The sequence below is a fragment of the Micromonospora sp. NPDC023814 genome (assembly GCF_040639595.1).
Classification (GTDB): domain Bacteria; phylum Actinomycetota; class Actinomycetes; order Mycobacteriales; family Micromonosporaceae; genus Micromonospora.
On record NZ_JBFAAF010000016.1, the window covers coordinates 26430 to 42033 of the forward strand.

At 74.8% G+C, this 15604-nt stretch carries 18 protein-coding genes and 1 pseudogene; 15 read left to right on the plus strand and 4 right to left on the minus strand.

The window, feature by feature from the left end; all coding sequences use genetic code 11:
- Positions 1-28: 28 nt before the first annotated feature.
- The 11 genes and pseudogenes from AB0G14_RS11485 (at position 29) to AB0G14_RS11535 (ending at position 6322) form a co-directional block, all read left to right on the plus strand.
- Positions 29-538: a GNAT family N-acetyltransferase gene (locus tag AB0G14_RS11485; RefSeq protein ID WP_357696220.1), complete on the plus strand. Its 510-nt coding sequence runs from the start codon at positions 29-31 to the stop codon at positions 536-538.
- A gap of 271 nt (positions 539-809) precedes the next feature.
- Complete coding sequence (locus tag AB0G14_RS11490) at positions 810-1196, plus strand: hypothetical protein (protein ID WP_357696222.1); 387 nt, start codon at positions 810-812, stop codon at positions 1194-1196.
- Between the two features lie 2 nt (positions 1197-1198).
- Positions 1199-2431 (plus strand): SRPBCC family protein, encoded by a 1233-nt coding sequence (locus AB0G14_RS11495; protein ID WP_357696224.1) that lies wholly within the window; start codon positions 1199-1201, stop codon positions 2429-2431.
- A 2-nt stretch (positions 2432-2433) separates the two neighbouring features.
- Positions 2434-2643, plus strand: a pseudogene (gvpJ, locus tag AB0G14_RS11500) (gas vesicle protein GvpJ); the annotation flags it as partial.
- Positions 2644-2851: 208 nt separating this feature from the next.
- On the plus strand, positions 2852-3607 hold the full coding sequence (locus tag AB0G14_RS11505) for a GvpL/GvpF family gas vesicle protein (protein ID WP_357696226.1): 756 nt from the start codon (positions 2852-2854) through the stop codon (positions 3605-3607).
- Positions 3608-3610: 3 nt separating this feature from the next.
- Positions 3611-4102, plus strand: coding sequence for a gas vesicle protein GvpG (locus AB0G14_RS11510; RefSeq protein WP_357696228.1), 492 nt, complete (start codon positions 3611-3613; stop codon positions 4100-4102).
- Positions 4062-4424: a gas vesicle protein gene (locus AB0G14_RS11515; protein WP_357696230.1), complete on the plus strand. Its 363-nt coding sequence runs from the start codon at positions 4062-4064 to the stop codon at positions 4422-4424. Before AB0G14_RS11510 ends, AB0G14_RS11515 begins: the two co-directional genes overlap by 41 nt.
- 1 nt (position 4425) lies before the next feature.
- Positions 4426-4794, plus strand: a complete 369-nt coding sequence (gene gvpJ / locus AB0G14_RS11520) for a gas vesicle protein GvpJ (RefSeq protein WP_357462087.1) — start codon at positions 4426-4428, stop codon at positions 4792-4794.
- The gene (locus tag AB0G14_RS11525) at positions 4778-5617 is read left to right on the plus strand and encodes a GvpL/GvpF family gas vesicle protein (RefSeq protein WP_357696232.1); all 840 of its coding nucleotides are present in this window, start codon (positions 4778-4780) and stop codon (positions 5615-5617) included. Before gvpJ (AB0G14_RS11520) ends, AB0G14_RS11525 begins: the two co-directional genes overlap by 17 nt.
- Positions 5618-5660: 43 nt before the next feature.
- Positions 5661-5915, plus strand: a complete 255-nt coding sequence (locus tag AB0G14_RS11530; RefSeq protein ID WP_357696234.1) for a gas vesicle protein — start codon at positions 5661-5663, stop codon at positions 5913-5915.
- Entirely contained in the window at positions 5912-6322 is a 411-nt protein-coding gene (locus tag AB0G14_RS11535) for a gas vesicle protein K (RefSeq protein WP_357696236.1), read from the plus strand. Before AB0G14_RS11530 ends, AB0G14_RS11535 begins: the two co-directional genes overlap by 4 nt.
- A gap of 70 nt (positions 6323-6392) precedes the next feature.
- On the opposite strand, the gene AB0G14_RS11540 is transcribed toward AB0G14_RS11535, so the two are convergent.
- Positions 6393-6638, minus strand: coding sequence for a flavin reductase (locus tag AB0G14_RS11540; RefSeq protein ID WP_357696238.1), 246 nt, complete (start codon positions 6636-6638; stop codon positions 6393-6395).
- Complete coding sequence (locus AB0G14_RS11545; RefSeq protein WP_357696240.1) at positions 6635-6868, minus strand: hypothetical protein; 234 nt, start codon at positions 6866-6868, stop codon at positions 6635-6637. The genes AB0G14_RS11540 and AB0G14_RS11545 overlap by 4 nt, the downstream gene beginning before the upstream one ends.
- Before the next feature lie 418 nt (positions 6869-7286).
- Here AB0G14_RS11545 and AB0G14_RS11550 point away from each other — a divergent pair, with 418 nt between their 5' ends.
- Together AB0G14_RS11550 and AB0G14_RS11555 are read left to right on the plus strand one after the other, a co-directional pair.
- The gene (locus tag AB0G14_RS11550; protein WP_357696385.1) at positions 7287-8084 is read left to right on the plus strand and encodes a helix-turn-helix transcriptional regulator; all 798 of its coding nucleotides are present in this window, start codon (positions 7287-7289) and stop codon (positions 8082-8084) included.
- Positions 8075-8266 carry a DUF397 domain-containing protein gene (locus tag AB0G14_RS11555; RefSeq protein ID WP_357696242.1) on the plus strand — a complete coding sequence of 64 codons (192 nt, stop codon included), beginning with the start codon at positions 8075-8077 and terminating at the stop codon, positions 8264-8266. The genes AB0G14_RS11550 and AB0G14_RS11555 overlap by 10 nt, the downstream gene beginning before the upstream one ends.
- A gap of 126 nt (positions 8267-8392) precedes the next feature.
- On the opposite strand, the gene AB0G14_RS11560 is transcribed toward AB0G14_RS11555, so the two are convergent.
- Complete coding sequence (locus tag AB0G14_RS11560) at positions 8393-10798, minus strand: AAA family ATPase (protein WP_357696244.1); 2406 nt, start codon at positions 10796-10798, stop codon at positions 8393-8395.
- An 87-nt stretch (positions 10799-10885) separates the two neighbouring features.
- Positions 10886-11440: a hypothetical protein gene (locus tag AB0G14_RS11565; protein WP_357696387.1), complete on the minus strand. Its 555-nt coding sequence runs from the start codon at positions 11438-11440 to the stop codon at positions 10886-10888.
- 355 nt (positions 11441-11795) lie between these two features.
- Between AB0G14_RS11565 and AB0G14_RS11570 the strand changes: the two genes are divergently transcribed.
- Both AB0G14_RS11570 and AB0G14_RS11575 read left to right on the plus strand, forming a co-directional pair.
- Positions 11796-14660 (plus strand): alpha/beta fold hydrolase, encoded by a 2865-nt coding sequence (locus AB0G14_RS11570; RefSeq protein WP_357696246.1) that lies wholly within the window; start codon positions 11796-11798, stop codon positions 14658-14660.
- Positions 14657-15532, plus strand: a complete 876-nt coding sequence (locus tag AB0G14_RS11575) for an ABC transporter permease subunit (protein ID WP_357696248.1) — start codon at positions 14657-14659, stop codon at positions 15530-15532. Before AB0G14_RS11570 ends, AB0G14_RS11575 begins: the two co-directional genes overlap by 4 nt.
- Positions 15533-15604 lie beyond the last annotated feature (72 nt).

Below are 15604 nucleotides of genomic sequence, written 5' to 3' on the forward strand. Positions count from 1 at the left end.
GGCCGGTGGGGGCGGCAGACTGCGGCACGTGGCGGGAACGGTCCGGTTGGAGCCGGTGGACGAGCGGAACCTGGAGCCGTTGCTCTCCGTAGCGGCTGCCGAGGCGGAGCCCGGCGACGTGATGCCGCCGGTGGAGGCTCCGGCGGGCTGGTCGCACGCCCGCCGGGAGGCGTTCCGCGAGTTCCACCGGGCGAGCTTCGCCGGCCTGAGCGGCCCCACCGGGACCCAGATGTACGCGATCCTCGCCGGCGGCGAGGTGGTCGGCATGATCCGGATGAGCCGCCGCGGCGAGCCGGGCGCCGTCGAGACCGGGATGTGGCTCGGTCGGTCCGCCCGGGGTCAGGGCATCGGCCCGGCCGCTTTGCGTGAGCTGCTGAACGAGGCGGCGGCGGCCGGAATGCGGCTCGTGGTCGCGGAGACCACCGTCGACAATCACGGGGCGTTGTCGGTGCTCTCGAAGTGCGGGGCGAAATTGCGCGAGGGTGACGGCAAGGTGCACGCCGAGATATGCCTCGATTCGACGCCACCCGCTTTGTGACGACCATTCGTCAGATCTTTCCTTTCTGAGGTTCTCGCTGCTCGTAGCGGTCCGACTGCCCGCTTTGTGTGGTTGGCGAGGGCCGTGCCGTGGGCTCCGGAAATGGTTCCGGGGAAAGGCGGAAATGTTTCGCCGATAGGCCACCGGGTACTGCCCGCCGGGTCCGATTGAACGGGACACCTGATTGCGGTCCGGCACGTGCTGATCCCCGGTGGCCATTTTCGACCGCTGCCGTCAGGTGTCTGCCGCTCCGGGGAGCGAAGGAGAACTGATGAACAGCGGAGCACGAATCGGGCTCGCGGTGGGCTTCGGCTATCTGCTCGGCCGCCGGCGCAAGTTGCGTACCGCCCTCACCCTGGCCGCCGCGGTCGCGGCCGGCCGCGCCAGCCGGGAGCCGGGCGGGCTGCTGAAGGCGGGCGGCAACCTGCTGCAGTCGTCCCCCCAGCTGGCCAACCTCGGTCGCCTCGGCGGGCCGCTCGCCGCCGCCTCCAAGGCGGCCGCGACCGCCGCGGCCGGCAGCGGCATCGACGCGCTCAGCGGCAAGCTGCGCGGCTCGGCCGACGCGCTGCGCCGCAGGGGCGGCGCCGCCGCGCCCGACGACGGGTCGGACGACGACCGGCCGGACCGGGACACCGACGACGACCAGCGGGGGCGGTGACCATGGCGGCCACGACGAACCCCGGCGGCCTCGGCGACCAGGTCCGGGGCCAGCTCGCCGGCGAGGCGCGGAACCTGGCGAGCGCCATCGGCGAACGCGCCGTGCAGGTGGTGACGGAGCGGATCACCGGCGCGACCGGACGCCTCAGCGACTACGCGAAGCAGGGCGGCGGCCCCGGCCTGATCGCCGCCGCGACGGGTGCGCAGAAGCTCGCCGAGGGCGGGTCGCCGGTGAAGGCGTTGGTCCATGCCGGGCTGGCCGGCGGTAAGGAGAAGGTGATGTCGGCTCTCGGCCGGAGCGGCAAGGGCGGCAAGGGCGGGGGGAAGAAGCTCAAGGTCACCAACATCGTGGAGGCGATCGAGGTCGGCGTGCCCGTCCGGGTCGCGTACAACCAGTGGACCCAGTTCGGCGACTTCCCGAGCTTCATGAAGAAGGTCGAGAACGTCGACACCGAGGCGGACGAGAAGCTGACCTGGAAGGCGCAGGTCTTCTGGTCGCACCGCACCTGGGAGTCGACCATCGTCCGGCAGATCCCGGACAAGCTGATCCACTGGCGCTCGAAGGGCGAGAAGGGCTCGGTCGACGGCACGGTCAGCTTCCACGAGCTGTCGCCCGACCTGACCCGGATCCTGGTCGTGCTGGAGTACCACCCGCAGGGGCTCTTCGAGCACACCGGCAACCTGTGGCGCGCGCAGGGCCGCCGCGTCCGGCTGGAGCTGAAGCACTTCGTCCGGCACGTGATGACGCAGACCGTCCTCGACCCGGACTCCGTGCAGGGCTGGCGGGGCGAGATCGAGGACGGGCAGGTGGTCAGGGACCACGAGACCGCCCTGCGCGAGGAGCAGGAGGAGCGCGACCGGCGGGAGCAGCCCGAGCGGGAGCAGCGCGGGCCGCAGCGACCGGAGCGCGAGCGCGGCCGGGGCGAGCCCGAACCGGAGCCGGAGGAGGAGGCCGAGGAGGAGCCGCGCGCGGAGCGCAGACCCGTCGAGCGTGGCCGCCGCCAGCCGCCGCTGCGGCGCCGTCCGGCCGAGGAGGAGTACGAGGACGAGTACGACGAGGGCGACTACGGCGAGTACGAGGAGGAACAGCCGCCGCCGCGTCGCCGCGCCCCGGGGCGCGCCCGGCGCCCGCAGCCGCGCGAGGAGCCCCTGCCCCGCGAGGAGCCCCGGCCGCGACGCGCCCCGGAGGCGCCCCGCCGGCCCGTGGTCCGCCGTCGACGGGAGGAGCGGGAGTGACGATCGCAACGAGTGAGGATCAGGCCGGCGGTGCGCTGGAGCGCGGCGGAGCGGGTTCCAACCTGGCCGACGTCGTCGAGACGGTCCTGGACAAGGGCGTGGTGATCGACGCGCAGGTGTCGGTCGCCGTGGTCGGCATCCAGTTGCTGGAGATCAACGCCCGGATCGTCATCGCCAGCGTGGAGACGTACCTGCGCTTCGCCGAGGCGGTCGACCGGTTCGACATCACGCCGAAGGGTCAGAAGGGGCTCCCCGACCTGGTCGAGGGTGCTTCCGGGGCGGTCGGCAAGGGCAAGGCCATGTCGGGCCTCGGCAAGGCGGCCCGGGAGATCAGCGGGGCCGTCGCCGACTCGCTCGGCGATCGGGACACCGACCGGGACCGGGACCGACCCCGGCGGCGCCGGGACGAGGAGCGCTGAGATGGCCGAGGAGACCGGACTGTTCATCTACGGCATCGTGCCCTCCGACGTGGAGCCGACCCCGGACGCCGCCGGGATCGGCGACCCGCCCGGGGAGGTGGCCGCGATCCGGCGCGGTGAGCTGGCCGCGCTGGTCAGCGAGGTGAGCCTGACCGAGCCGATCGGCCGGCCGGCGGACCTGACCGCGTACCAGGAACTCGTGGACGGCACGGCGGCCGTGGCCCCGGTGCTGCCGGTGCGTTTCGGCACGGTCGTCACCGGCCCCGACGCGGTGGCCGACCTGCTGGAGGCGCACCACGATCGGTTCGCCGCGGCCCTCGACGAGTTCGAGGGGCGGATCCAGTACGTCGTGCACGGCCGCTACCACGAGCCGGAGATGATCGCGGAGATCCTGGCGGACAACCCGGCCGCGGCCGAGCTGGCCGGCCAGGTGCGCGGGCAGCCGGAGGCGGCCACCCGGCCGCAGCGGATCCGGCTCGGCGAGATCATCAGCCAGGCGGTGGAGCTGCGCCGCGAGGCGGAGAACCGGCAGCTCGTCGAGGCTCTCGGCCCGCTCGTCGTGGCGAGCGCGCCGCGACCGCCGAGCCACGAGTTGGACGCGGCGAACGCCGCCTTCCTGGTCGAGCGGGACCGGGAGGACGAGTTCGTCGCGGCCGTCGAGGAGTACGCCGAGCAGCGCCGGGAGCTGCTCCGCACGCGCCTGCTCGGCCCGCTCGCCCCGTACGACTTCGTCAGCGCCCACCAGTTGGTGGAGTGACCGGTGGACATTCTCTGGACGCTGCTGACCCTGCCGTACGCGCCGGTCCGGGGGCTGACCGCCGTGGTCAAGGTGATCGCCCGGGAGGCGGAGTCGCGGCAGCGCAACCCGGTCGACGTCCGGCGCGAGCTGGAGGCGCTGGAGGCGGCGGAGGCCGCCGGGGAGATCACCGCCGTGGAGCGGGACCGGGGGCAGCAGCAGGTGCTGGAGCGGCTGACCGGCGACGCCCGCCAGCCCGCTCCGCCCCGGGCCCGCCATCAGGCCCGGGGCGACGACCGGGCCGGGGCCCGCGATCCAAGCCGGACCCGCGATCCAAGCCGGACCCGTGACCCGGGCCGGACCCGTGACCCGGGCCGGGCCGTCGCCCGGCGAAGGGTCGGCGGGCCCCGCCGGGAGGCCGGCGCGGAACGGGCGCGGCGGGTGCCGCGCGACGGCGGCGAGGGAGGTGAGCGGCATGGCGGACCGGATCCGCGGCGACGGCGGCCGGGCGCGTAGGAACGAGCCGGACGACGACCGGTACGACGACGACCGGTACGACGACGAGGAGGAGTACCTCGAACCGATCTCGGCCGCCGAGGCCGCCCGCGAGGGGATGCGGCAGATCGTCGAGCTGACCGGCCGGGACCCGGTGGGGACCACCTCGCTGAAGTCGGTGCGGGACGGCTGGCTGGTCGGGGTGGAGGTGATCGAGGATCGCCGGATCCCCGCCTCCACCGACCTGCTCGGCCTCTACGAGGTGGAGCTGGACCTGGAGGGCGGCCTGCTCGGCTACCGGCGGGTGCGGCGCTACCAGCGCGGGAAGGGCGAGGTGGGCTGAGATGACCGTGCAACCGCCACCGGTGGTGCAGAACTCCGGCCAGGTCCTGCCGGCCGGGCACGAGCCGGCCAACCTCGGCGACATCCTGGAACGGGTGCTCGACCGGGGCATCGTGATCGCCGGCGACATCCGGGTCAGCCTGCTCGACATCGAGCTGCTGACGCTCAAGCTCCGGCTGGTCATCGCCTCCGTCGACACGGCACGGCAGATCGGCATCGACTGGTGGGAACACGACCCGTGGCTCAGTTCGCGGGCGAGGCCGCCGGTCGAGCCCGGCCCGCGGGACCCGGAGCAGGTGGAGGCGGAGCGCCGCCCCCGGGTCGCCCGGCGGGCCGCCCGGAGGGAGGAGTGGGATGAGATCGACGGCTGACCTCGCGTCCGCCGGCCCGGCCGAGCAGCTGGACGCCGGGGTGTGGCTGCACGGCGTGACGCGGGAGGCGGACCGGGCCCTGCTCGCCGCGACCGCCGGGATGGACGGCGCGCCGGTACGCGCGGTGCCGGCCGCCGGGCTGGTCGCCGTGGTCAGCACCGCGCCGCTGACCGAGTACGGCGAGGAGGCGCTGCGCCGCAACCTGGAGGACCTGGCCTGGCTGGAGCGCGCCGCCCGGGCGCACCACGCGGTGGTGGCCGCGCTGTCCCGGGCCGGCGCGGTGGTGCCCGCCCGGCTGGCCACCGTGCACCACGACGACGCCCGGGTGGCGGGCCAGCTCGCCGCCCGCCGGACCGAGCTGACCGCCCTGCTCGACCGGCTCGCCGGCCGGGACGAGTGGGGCGTCAAGGGCTACGTCGTGCCCGGCGCCACGCCCCGGGCGGCGGAGCCCGAGGGGTCGGGCGGGGCCGGGGCGGCGTACCTGCGGCGGCGCCGGGCCCAGCTCACCGCCCGGGAGGAGGGGCAGCGGATCGCCGCCGACGCCGCCGCCGCCGTGCACGTGGCCCTCGCCGGGCACGCGGTGGCCGCCCGGCGGCACCCGCCGCAGGACCGCCGGCTCTCCGGCGCGTCCACCGCCATGGTGCTCAACGGGGCGTACCTGGTCGGGCAGGAGGCGCTCGCCGCCTTCAGCCGGCTGGTCGACACGCTCGCCGCGCGGCACCCGGAGATCCGGTTGGAGCTGACCGGCCCGTGGCCGCCGTACTCCTTCGCCGAGGATCGACCGCCCGAGCCGGCGCTCACCGTGCGGGAGCCGGCGTGCTGACCGCCCGCCGAGCCGGCGCGCCGACCGCCGGGGAGTCGGCGTGGTGACCACCTCGCTCGCGCCGAGCAGCGCCGACGACCCGCTGGCCTACCGGCCGGTGGCGCTGGTGGACCTGCTGGACCGGGTCCTCGCCACCGGCGTGGTGATCAGCGGCGACATCACCATCGCCATCGCCGACGTCGACCTGGTCCGGATCTCCCTGCGCGCCCTGGTCGCCTCCGTCGGCGCGCTCGCCCCGCCGGAGCTGCGGGACGCTGCCGTGCCCGGGGCCGTCTCGTCACCAGGGTCACCGGCATGACCGCCCCGGACGGCGGCCCGAACGCCCCGGGCGGCATCACCGCCTCAGGTGCCGGGACCCGCCGGGACGAGGCCGCCGAACTGGCCGCCGCGCTCGGGGACACCCGGTGGCAGCCGCCCCGGGTGACCCCGCTGGACCGCCGGCTCGCGGTCGACCGGGACTCCGTCGAGCGGGGGCTGGCCAGCCTCGTGCTCACCGTGATCGAGCTGCTGCGGCAGCTCATGGAGCGGCAGGCGCTGCGCCGCGTCGACCTCGGCGACCTCACTGAGGAACAGGTCGAGCGGATCGGCACGACGCTGATGGCGCTGGAGGAGCAGATGGCGGGGCTGCGCGAGTACTTCGGCCTGGCCCCCGAGGACCTCAACCTCGATTTGGGCCCGCTCGGCCCCCTGCTGCCCACCGACTGACACAGCCCGCCCCGGGCCGGGCTCTCACGGGGAAGGAGGCGGACGCCGGGGCGGACGGTCGGGAGGCCGGTTACCGGGGGCGGGCCCAGCCGGTGAAGCGCTCGGCAAGCCTGTCCGATGGCGTCCCGCTGTCCAGACCGGCGAGCTGTCCCGCGGCCTCGGCCTGCAAGGTCGCCAGGTAGACCAGCAGGGCCGTGCGATCCTGCCGGTACTCGGCGAGGAGGCGCAGCTTCGCGGGTGAGCAGGGCCAGGCGATGCCGCAGGCGGTGCACCGCCAGGTGGGGCGGAACGGCAGGTGTTCGGGGCGGCGGGTCACAGGGACCGCACCGCCACGGGCTGGACGCGGTCGACGCGGACGAAGGCGTACCGCTCTCGGACGGCGAGCGATCCGTCCTCGCGCACCTCGCGGCCTTTCAGCTCGGCCCATGTCGCACCCTCGAACTCTCCGCGGCTGATGACCTCGGAGATGTGCAGCGTCAGTGGGCCGGTGCCGAAGCGATAGGAGTCCTCGGGGACTCGGATGACGTGACCGACGACCAGGCTCACCACTGGCCCCCGTTCGCGCGCCACTGCTGGGCGCGGGTCAGGTTCCCGGCGCGACCGGGGTCGTTGGTCGGGAAGACCGTGGTCGGAGCCGTCGCCCAGTTCGGACGTTCGTTGAGTGGAACCCGACGCGGAAGTGGGGACGACGTCGGCGCGGGCTTGCAGCGCCAGAACCGAAGTAGCACGACGAGGACCTCCTCGATCTGTTGGAGGGGGCCGCCCCGCTCTCCCGTCGAAGCGGCCCCACGACTGGCACGACCGCCGGGCCTCGGGTCGCCTCCACCGGCCGCGCCGTCTGTCCTTCCACCCTGGACGCCATGCCCCTACGCTCGGAATAGCCACCGCTCGATTGCGGAGCGCAGCGGCCCAGGTCAGGGCGGGCGGGGAATGGTGTGGAAAGTCGTGGAAGGGCGTGGAAACCGTGGGAATCTCGCCGTCTGAGTACCTGCTTCGCGAGCTACGGCGACGCCGCGCATCCGCCGGGCTAACACAAGCCCAGCTAGGCGAGCGGGTCTTCTGTTCGGACTCCCAAGTGAGTGCGATCGAGACCGGAGTGAAGCCGCCGACGCTGGCCTACCTGACGGCCGTCGATGCGGCACTGGGCACGGACGATTACTTCGCGACGCTCTGGAACGAGCTGGTGAAGGGTGATGCCGCGCCGATCTGGCTGCGCGAGTGGATCGAAATAGAGCGCGAAGCGACGGCGCTCCGCTGGTACGAACACGCCTTCGTGCCCGGTCTACTTCAGACCGAGGGATACGCCCGTGCGACCTTCCGTGCGGCGCGCGTGCCCACGTCGGAGCTTGACCAGCGCGTCGCGGCACGGATGGAACGGCAAGCCGTTCTCGCTCGCGACCCGGGCCCGCAGCTCTTCGTGGTCCTAGACGAGATGGTCGTCCGGCGCGCGTGTGGTGATGCGCGTGTGATGGCCGAACAGCTCGAACACCTGATGACGTGCGCTGAGCAACCGCATATCCAGTTGCACATCGTTCCGACGTCCTCTGGCATGTACTCGGGCCTGGCCGGCGCGTTCATTCTCGCCGATCTGCCCGACGGATCACGTGCGGGATACGTGGACAATCAGCTGGCGGCGCAGATCGTAGAGCAGCCGGCGGGGATTGCTAGCCTGGGACTGTCGTGGGACGCGGTCCGAGGCGGCGCTCTTCCGCTCGGCTTGACCCTCGACATACTCAAGGAAGCGGCAAAGACATGGACATGACGGGTGCTCATTGGCGGAAGTCGTCCCGCTCCTCCACCAACGGCGGGGCCTGCGTTGAGGTTGCCGACAACCTCCCCGGCGTCGTGGGCGTCCGGGACTCGAAGGATCCGGCCGGTCCGGCCCTCACCTTCCCGCTGACTGCCTGGCGGGCCTTCGTCGCCCAGGTCGCCGAGCGGGTCTGACCGACCGCAGACGCGCGAGCGCCCGTCCCTACCCCGGGGCGGGCGTTTCTCTTCTTGGACGTGCAGCGCTAGGGCGTTCGAGTATCCGGATGGCGCACCGAGACGGCTGACCGAACCGTCCGTCGGTCAGCCGGCGCGCTTCTCCGCGTACGCCGCGAGCCAGGCGACCTGGACCGGGTCCAGGGACGGGCGGACCCGGGAGCGGGCCGTCGCCACGTGCGCGGCGGTGACCGTGGAGGCGGTCAGCGACTCCCGCATGGCGGCCAGCGCCGCCTCCCGGACCAGCGCGGCGCAGTCCGCCGCCGAGAAGCCGTCCAGCTCCGCGCCCAGCGCCGCCAGGTCCACCTCCGGCGCCAGCGGCACGTTCCGCGACGCGGCGCGCAGGATCTCCGCCCGCGCCGGCCCGTCCGGTGGTGGCACGTAGACCAGCCGTTCCAGCCGTCCGGGGCGCAGCAGCGCCGGATCCACCAGGTCGGGCCGGTTCGTCGCGCCGACCACCACCACGTTGCGCAGCGCCTCCACCCCGTCCAGTTCGGTGAGCAGCGCGGCGACCACGCGGTCGGTCGTACCGCCGTCGCTGGCCTGGCCGCGCACCGGCGCGAGCGCGTCCACCTCGTCGAGGAAGACCAGCGTGGGCGCGGCCTCGCGGGCCCGGCGGAACAGTTCGCGGACGGCGCGCTCGCTCTCGCCCACCCACTTCGACAGCAGCTCCGCGCCCTTGACCGAGAGCACGTTCGCCCGGCCCGACCCCGCCAGCGCGGTGACCAGGTAGGTCTTGCCGCAGCCCGGGGGGCCGTAGAGGAGCACCCCGCGCGGCGGCTGCACGCCGAGCCTGGCGAAGGTGTCCGGGTAGGTCAGCGGCCAGAGCACCGACTCGGTCAGCGTCTCCTTGACCTCCGTCAGGTCGCCCACGTCGTCGAGGGTCACCGAGGCCAGCTCCAGGGTGGACGCCGCCATGGTGGTCGGCCGGACCACCTCCAGGGCGGCGGTGAAGTCGGTCATCGCGACCGTCGGCGTCTCGGCCGACTTCTGCCGCAGCGCGGCGCGCACCCCGGCCTCGCGCACCAGCGCGGCCAGGTCGGCGGCGACGAAGCCGGGGGTACGCCCGGCGACCTCGTCGAGCCGCACGTCCTCGGCGAGCGGGACCTGCCGGGTCAGCACGGTCAACTGGTCCCGGCGCAGCGCCGGGTCCGGCAGCGGGACGCTGATCCGCAGCGAGAGCAGGTCCGGGGCGCGCAGCGCCGGGTCGACGGCCTCGGGCCGGCCGGTGGTGCAGACTACCGCCGCGCCGGCCCGGACGGTCTCGGCGACCACCTGGCGGAACACGGTGGCCACCGGTCCCGGCCCGTCGGCCGGGGCGAGCGCCTCCACGTCGGTGACCAGCAGCACCGCCGGCCCGCCGGCCTGCGTCTCGGCTGCGGCCGCGCGCAGCCGGTCGGCGGCGGCCTGGTTGGTCAGCGTGGCCAACTCGGGCGCCCAGAGCGGGCAGACCCGGGCCCCGACCCGGGCGGCCACGGCGCGCACCAGCGCCGCCTTGCCGGAGCCGGCCGGCCCGGCGACCAGTACGCCCAGCGAGACGGTGGTGCCCAGCCGGCCGAGCACCTCGCGGTGGTGGAAGCCGAGGTCGAGCAGCTCGGTCAGCTCCTCGGCCTGGGACCGTAGCCCGGGCAGCTCGTCCACCGAGGGCGCGGCCTCCTCGTCCGCCTTCGTGGCGCCGTCACCCGCGCCGGCCCGGCCCGTGGCGTCCGCGGTTGCCGGTTCACGCCCGGCCCGGCGCGAGCCGGGGGCAGGGCCGCCGGTGCCCTCGGCCGCGCCGACGTGTGCCGGGCCGCCCCCAGGCGCGCTGCCGGGTCCGCCGGCCCGGCCGGGGCCCGCCGGGCCGGCGGCCTGACCGGACCCGCCCGCCGCGCCGGCGGCCCGGGTGACCGGCGAGCCCGCCGCGGCGGCGGAGCCGTGGGTCGCCGGGCCGTGTTCCCAGCCGACGACGGTGTCCATGGTGACCAGGGAGCCGGTGCCGGGCTCGACGGCGACCACCGTGAGCAGGGTGCTGGTCCAGGCGTAGCCGACGCTGTTGGAGAGGCTGCGTCGGGCGGCCTCCACCAGGCTGCGTACCGAGGCGTCGGGCAGGACGTCCTGCGGCAGCAGCGACACGTCGTCCTCGGTCGTCACCACCTTGCCGAGCAGGGCCAGCCGGAGCATCTCGGGGGAGACCACGGCGGCGACCGGCGCCGGCCCGGCGAGGACGACGCGGCGGGCCGCGGTGACCGGAAGGGGGCTCACCGTCACCTGGCCGCCGTCGCGGACGCCGAGGTTGCCCAGCATCAGGTCGTCGGCGTGGAGCAGGGCGGTGCTCGCGGTCGGATCGGCAGCGACGATCCCGGCGGTCACCCGCCGGCCGGCCAGGCGCACCGGGTCGCCCGGGCGCAGCGCCAGCGCGGTGAGCACCTCCGGGTGCAGCCGGACGATGCCCCGTCGGGCGTCCAGCGCGGCCGGCCGCAGGCTCGCGGTCAGGGTCAGGTCGGGTTCCGCCACCGCCCGACCCTAGCCCCCGATGTCATCCGGCACCCGTCGCGCTCGAAGGCAGGCAGCCCTGCACCGCGCTCCCGTACGACGCGCTGCCTACCCGCCGGAACCGTCGTCGAGCAGGGACGGGTCGTTGCGGAGCAGCTCGGTCAGCCGCGCCGCCGGGTCGGCGCTCAGCCCCTCCCGGCCGGGCGTCCAGGCCGGCGGCGTCCTGCCCGACGCCGGCCCCGCCGCAGGCGACGGTACGGCAGGCGTCTCCGCGCCGACCGTCACGCCCGTGCCGGTCCAGGCGATCCGCAGCGGGTACGCCTTCCGGTCGTGCTCGACCCGAATGGTGACGGCCATGCCGGGGTGGCCCACCACCACCCGGCGGACGGCGTCGGCGACCTCCGCCACCGGGTCGCGGGGCTCGCCGGCGCGCCGGGCGTCGCCCCAGCCGGGCCCGGCGTTGCGGGCCTCGCCCCGACCGTCGGCGAGCTGCTCCGAGTGCGACGTGCGGACCCGGGCGCGGGCCCGGGCCACCCCGTCCGGCGTTGCCGGCGGTGCGGCGGCCTCCCCGTCCGCCGCCCCGCCCTGGTCGGCGGCCTGCCGGCGCAGCGCCTCCTCGCGCCGGGCCAACCGGGCCAGTGTCTCGTCCAGTCCACCTCTCATCACGACCGCCCCCTTCACGTGAAACGCATCGACCGTGGAGTCCCGTGCACCGGACCGGAAATTAACCGAACAGCGAGGGGCGATCCGGTCGTCGAACGGTCAGCTTTCCGTCATGAGGCGCCAGGTGACCGTTCGTCCCGCCACCGGCCACGCTGGGTGCCGTTCGGGAGAGTGGCATGGATGGATCGGAGGGGATTTCTCGCCGAAAATCGGAATTCACGTGATACGAATTCGTCTCCCTGGGAGGGTCTGCACCCGCGGCGGTCGCACCGGTCCGGCCGCCGATCGGACCAACCGGACGGCCGTACGGAGGATCTCAGCCAACGCTCAGGGTTCGGGCCGTACCGTGTGCCGCATGAGATCGCCGTCGTCGGCCGCGTGGATCCGGCGTGCCCTGCCCACCCGCCGGCGCGCGGTCGCCGCGGCGGCGGCCGTCGTGCTGCTCGCCGCCGCCGTGACCTGGGCGGTGGTCCCGCAGGAGCCGGACGTCCGCGCCGAGTCGGCGATGCTGACCGTCCGCTCCGGACCGGCCGGCGACCAGCCCGTCGACCTGGACACCACGCTCTACCTGCCGGAGAGCGCCTCGGCGGCGAGCCGGGTGCCGGCGGTGCTGCTGGCGCACGGCTTCGGCGGCACCAAGGAGTCCGTCCGCGCCGACGCCGAGGAGTTCGCCGGGCGCGGCTACGCGGTGCTCACCTGGACGGCGCGCGGCTTCGGCCGCAGCGGCGGGCAGATCCACCTGGACCACCCGGACTACGAGGTCCGGGACGCCCAGCGCCTGCTGGACTGGCTCGCCGCCCGCCCCGAGATCCGCACCGACGCCGCGGGCGACCCGAAGGTCGGCGTGGTCGGCGGCTCGTACGGCGGCGGCCTGGCGCTCCTGCTCGCGGCACAGGACCAGCGCGTCGACGCGATCGTCCCGATGATCACCTGGCACGACCTGTCCCGCTCCTTCCTGCCCGAGAGCACCGGCAAGCAGCCCACCGAGGGCGTCTTCAAGTCCGGCTGGGCCGGCCTCTTCTTCGGCGGCGGCGGCAACGTCGGCTCCGGGCCGGCGGGGCTCTCCGGGGCCGGCGCCACCCAGCCCGAGGGGGCGCCCGCCTCCGCCGGCCCGCCCAGCCCGGGGCCGGGCGCCGGCCCGGGAACCGGTCCGGGGCGGGCGCCGGCCGGGGCCGCCGACCCGTCGTGCGGCCGGTTCGCCGCCGACATCTGCGCCGCGTACCTGCGGATCGCCACCACCGGCCGGGCCGACCAGGCCGCCGTGGACCTGCTGCGCCGGTCCAGCCCGGCCGGCGTGCTCGACCGGATCAAGGCGCCGACCCTGCTGGTGCAGGGCGCGGCGGACACCCTCTTCCCGCTCGGTGAGGCGGACGCCAACGCGCGCGGCATCGCCGCCGCCGGCACGCCCGTGCGGGTGGCCTGGTTCACCGGCGGGCACGACGGCGGCGAGGGCCCGCGGACCGACTCGGACCGGGTGAAGTTCCTGACCGTGCAGTGGCTCGACCACTACGTCAAGGGTGCGGGCGAGGCCCCGGGGGTCGGCTTCACCTGGTCCCGCATCGCCGGCTTCGACGCCCTCGACCGGGGCCTGGTGGCCACCGGCTACCGCACCGCCGACTACCCGGGCGTCGCCGGCACGGCCCGCCGCGACGTTCCGGTGGCCGGCCCGGCCCAGCCGGTCGCCAATCCGCCGGCCGGCAACCCCGCCGCCATCTCCTCGGTGCCCTTCGCCGGCGAGTTGTCGTCCCTGCTCGGCGGCGTCGCCGGGGACATCCCCGGCCAGCACGCCCGGTTCGAGTCGGAGCCGCTGACCGAGGCGGTGGACGTGGTGGGCGCGCCGACCGTGGACATCCGGGCCGCGTCGCCGACCGGCGAGGCTGTGCTCTTCGTCAAGCTCTACGACGTCGACCCCAACGGCGCGGCCACCCTGCCCAACGGCCTGGTCGCCCCGGTCCGGCTCACCGGCCTGCCGCGCGGGATCGAGGCGGCGCAGCCGGTCACCGTCACGCTGCCGGCGATCGTCCGTCGCGTCGAGGCGGGACATCGGCTGCGCGTCGTGGTGGCGACCTCCGACCAGGCGTACGCCACCCCGGTCGAGCCCACCGTCCACACCGTCGCGGTCGGCGGCGCGGTCGGCCTGCCGACCGTCGCCGGCGAGCCGATCCCCACCGCCGCCACGGTGTGGCGGTGGGTGCTGGTCGGGCTGGTCGCCGCGATCGCGGTCGGGCTCGTCGCGGTCGTGACCGTGGCCCGGCGCCGGCACCGCCGCCAGGACAGCTCCGTCCACCCGGCGTACGCGGGCGTCCCGCTCGCCGTGCGGCAGCTCCGCAAGGAGTACGCGGACGGCTTCGTCGCCGTCTCCAACGTGGACTTCGAGGTGCATCCCGGCCAGGTCGTCGGCCTGCTCGGCCCCAACGGCGCCGGCAAGACCACCACGCTGCGGGTGCTGATGGGGCTGACCCAGCCCACGGCCGGCGAGATCTACGTCTTCGGGCATCGGCTGGTACCCGGCTCGCCGGTGCTGTCCCGGATCGGCGCGCTGGTCGAGGGGCCGGGCTTCCTGCCGCACCTGTCCGGCCTGGAGAACCTGAGGGCGTACTGGCGGGCCACCGGGCGGCCGGCCGAGGACGCGCACTTCGACGAGGCCCTGGAGATCGCCGGCCTGGGCGACTCCGTGCACCGCAGGATCAAGAACTACAGCCACGGCATGAAGCAGCGCCTCGCCATCGCGCAGGCGATGCTGGGCCTGCCCGAGCTGCTGGTGCTGGACGAGCCGACCGACGGGCTCGACCCGCCGCAGATCGCCGAGATGCGCCGGGTGCTCCAGCGCTACGCCACCGACGGCCGTGCGGTGCTGGTCTCCAGCCACCTGCTGGCCGAGGTGGAGCAGACCTGCACGCACGCGGTGGTGGTGAACAAGGGCCGGATCGTCGCCTCGGGCCCGGTCGAGGAGATCGTGGGCGAGTCGCCGAGCGTGCTCTTCGAGGTGACCGACCCGGCGGCCGCCCGGGCGGTGCTGGACGGCCTGCACGGGGTGCGGGTGCTTCCCGACGGCGAGGGCCAGCTCGTGGTGGACACCAACGGGACCGCCCGCAGCGAGGTGGTCGCCGAGCTGGTCCGGGCCGGCATCGGGGTGGACCGGGTGGTGCCGCGGCGCCGCCTGGAGGACGCGTTCCTCGCCCTGGTCGGTGAGAACTCTCGGGGAAGCGGGGACCGATGATGGCGGGGACGTCACCCACGGTGGGCGCGGCGGCGGGTTACCGGCCGTCGGCCACCCTGCCGTTCGGCGCCGAGTTCCGGCGGCAGGCATCCCGGCGGCGTACGCAGCTCGCGCTCGGGTTCATGGTGCTGCTGCCGCTGATCATCCTGATCGCCTTCCAGTTCGACACGGGCGACGACGACGACAACGGGCGTGGGGAGTTCGGCAGCCTGGTCGAGTTCGCCACCTCGGGCGGGCTGAACTTCACCCTGTTCACCATCTTCGTCTCGGCGTCGTTCCTGCTGGTCGTGGTGGTGGCGCTGTTCTTCGGGGACACGGTGGCCAGCGAGGCGAGCTGGGGCAGCCTGCGCTACCTGCTGGCGATACCGGTGCCCCGGGCCCGCCTGCTGACGGTGAAGCTGCTCGTCGCGCTCGCCTACTCGGCCCTGGCGCTGCTGCTGCTCGCCGGCACCGCCCTGCTGATCGGCACGCTGCGCTACGGCTGGGAGCCGCTGCGCAGCACCGTCGCCGCCCAGCTCGAACCGGGGGAGGGGCTGCTGCGGCTGCTGGGGGTGCTCGGCTACCTGGCGGTCGTACTCCTGGTGGTGGCCGGCCTGGCGTTCCTGCTGTCGGTGGTGACGGACGCGGCGCTCGGCGCGGTCGGCGGCGCGGTGCTGCTGTGGATCCTCTCCAGCATCCTCGACCAGATCACCGCGCTCGGCGCGCTGCGCGCGTTCCTGCCGACTCACTACAGCACCGCCTGGCTGGGGCTGCTGTCGACGCCGGTGCAGACCGACGACGTGGTACGCGGCGCCATCTCGGCGATCAGCTACACGACGCTGTTCTGGGGCCTCGCCTTCTGGCGGTTCACCCGCAAGGACGTCGTCTCATAGCAGCGGCACCGACCCGCTCGCCGGGTTGCAGGGTCAGCGGCCGGGGTGGGTCGTCGAAGCCCGAGGTGATTC

Bases quoted from the DNA above. Each gene is read 5' to 3' on its own strand.
- AB0G14_RS11570 (WP_357696246.1), top strand. From the start codon at position 11,796: ATGAGATCGCCGTCGTCGGCCGCGTGGATCCGGCGTGCCCTGCCCACC.
- AB0G14_RS11565 (WP_357696387.1), bottom strand. From the start codon at position 11,440: ATGAGAGGTGGACTGGACGAGACACTGGCCCGGTTGGCCCGGCGCGAG.
- AB0G14_RS11490 (WP_357696222.1), top strand. From the start codon at position 810: ATGAACAGCGGAGCACGAATCGGGCTCGCGGTGGGCTTCGGCTATCTG.
- AB0G14_RS11525 (WP_357696232.1), top strand. From the start codon at position 4,778: ATGAGATCGACGGCTGACCTCGCGTCCGCCGGCCCGGCCGAGCAGCTG.
- AB0G14_RS11515 (WP_357696230.1), top strand. From the start codon at position 4,062: ATGGCGGACCGGATCCGCGGCGACGGCGGCCGGGCGCGTAGGAACGAG.
- AB0G14_RS11535 (WP_357696236.1), top strand. From the start codon at position 5,912: ATGACCGCCCCGGACGGCGGCCCGAACGCCCCGGGCGGCATCACCGCC.
- AB0G14_RS11555 (WP_357696242.1), top strand. From the start codon at position 8,075: ATGGACATGACGGGTGCTCATTGGCGGAAGTCGTCCCGCTCCTCCACC.
- AB0G14_RS11575 (WP_357696248.1), top strand. From the start codon at position 14,657: ATGATGGCGGGGACGTCACCCACGGTGGGCGCGGCGGCGGGTTACCGG.
- gvpJ (WP_357462087.1), top strand. From the start codon at position 4,426: ATGACCGTGCAACCGCCACCGGTGGTGCAGAACTCCGGCCAGGTCCTG.
- AB0G14_RS11505 (WP_357696226.1), top strand. From the start codon at position 2,852: ATGGCCGAGGAGACCGGACTGTTCATCTACGGCATCGTGCCCTCCGAC.
- AB0G14_RS11495 (WP_357696224.1), top strand. From the start codon at position 1,199: ATGGCGGCCACGACGAACCCCGGCGGCCTCGGCGACCAGGTCCGGGGC.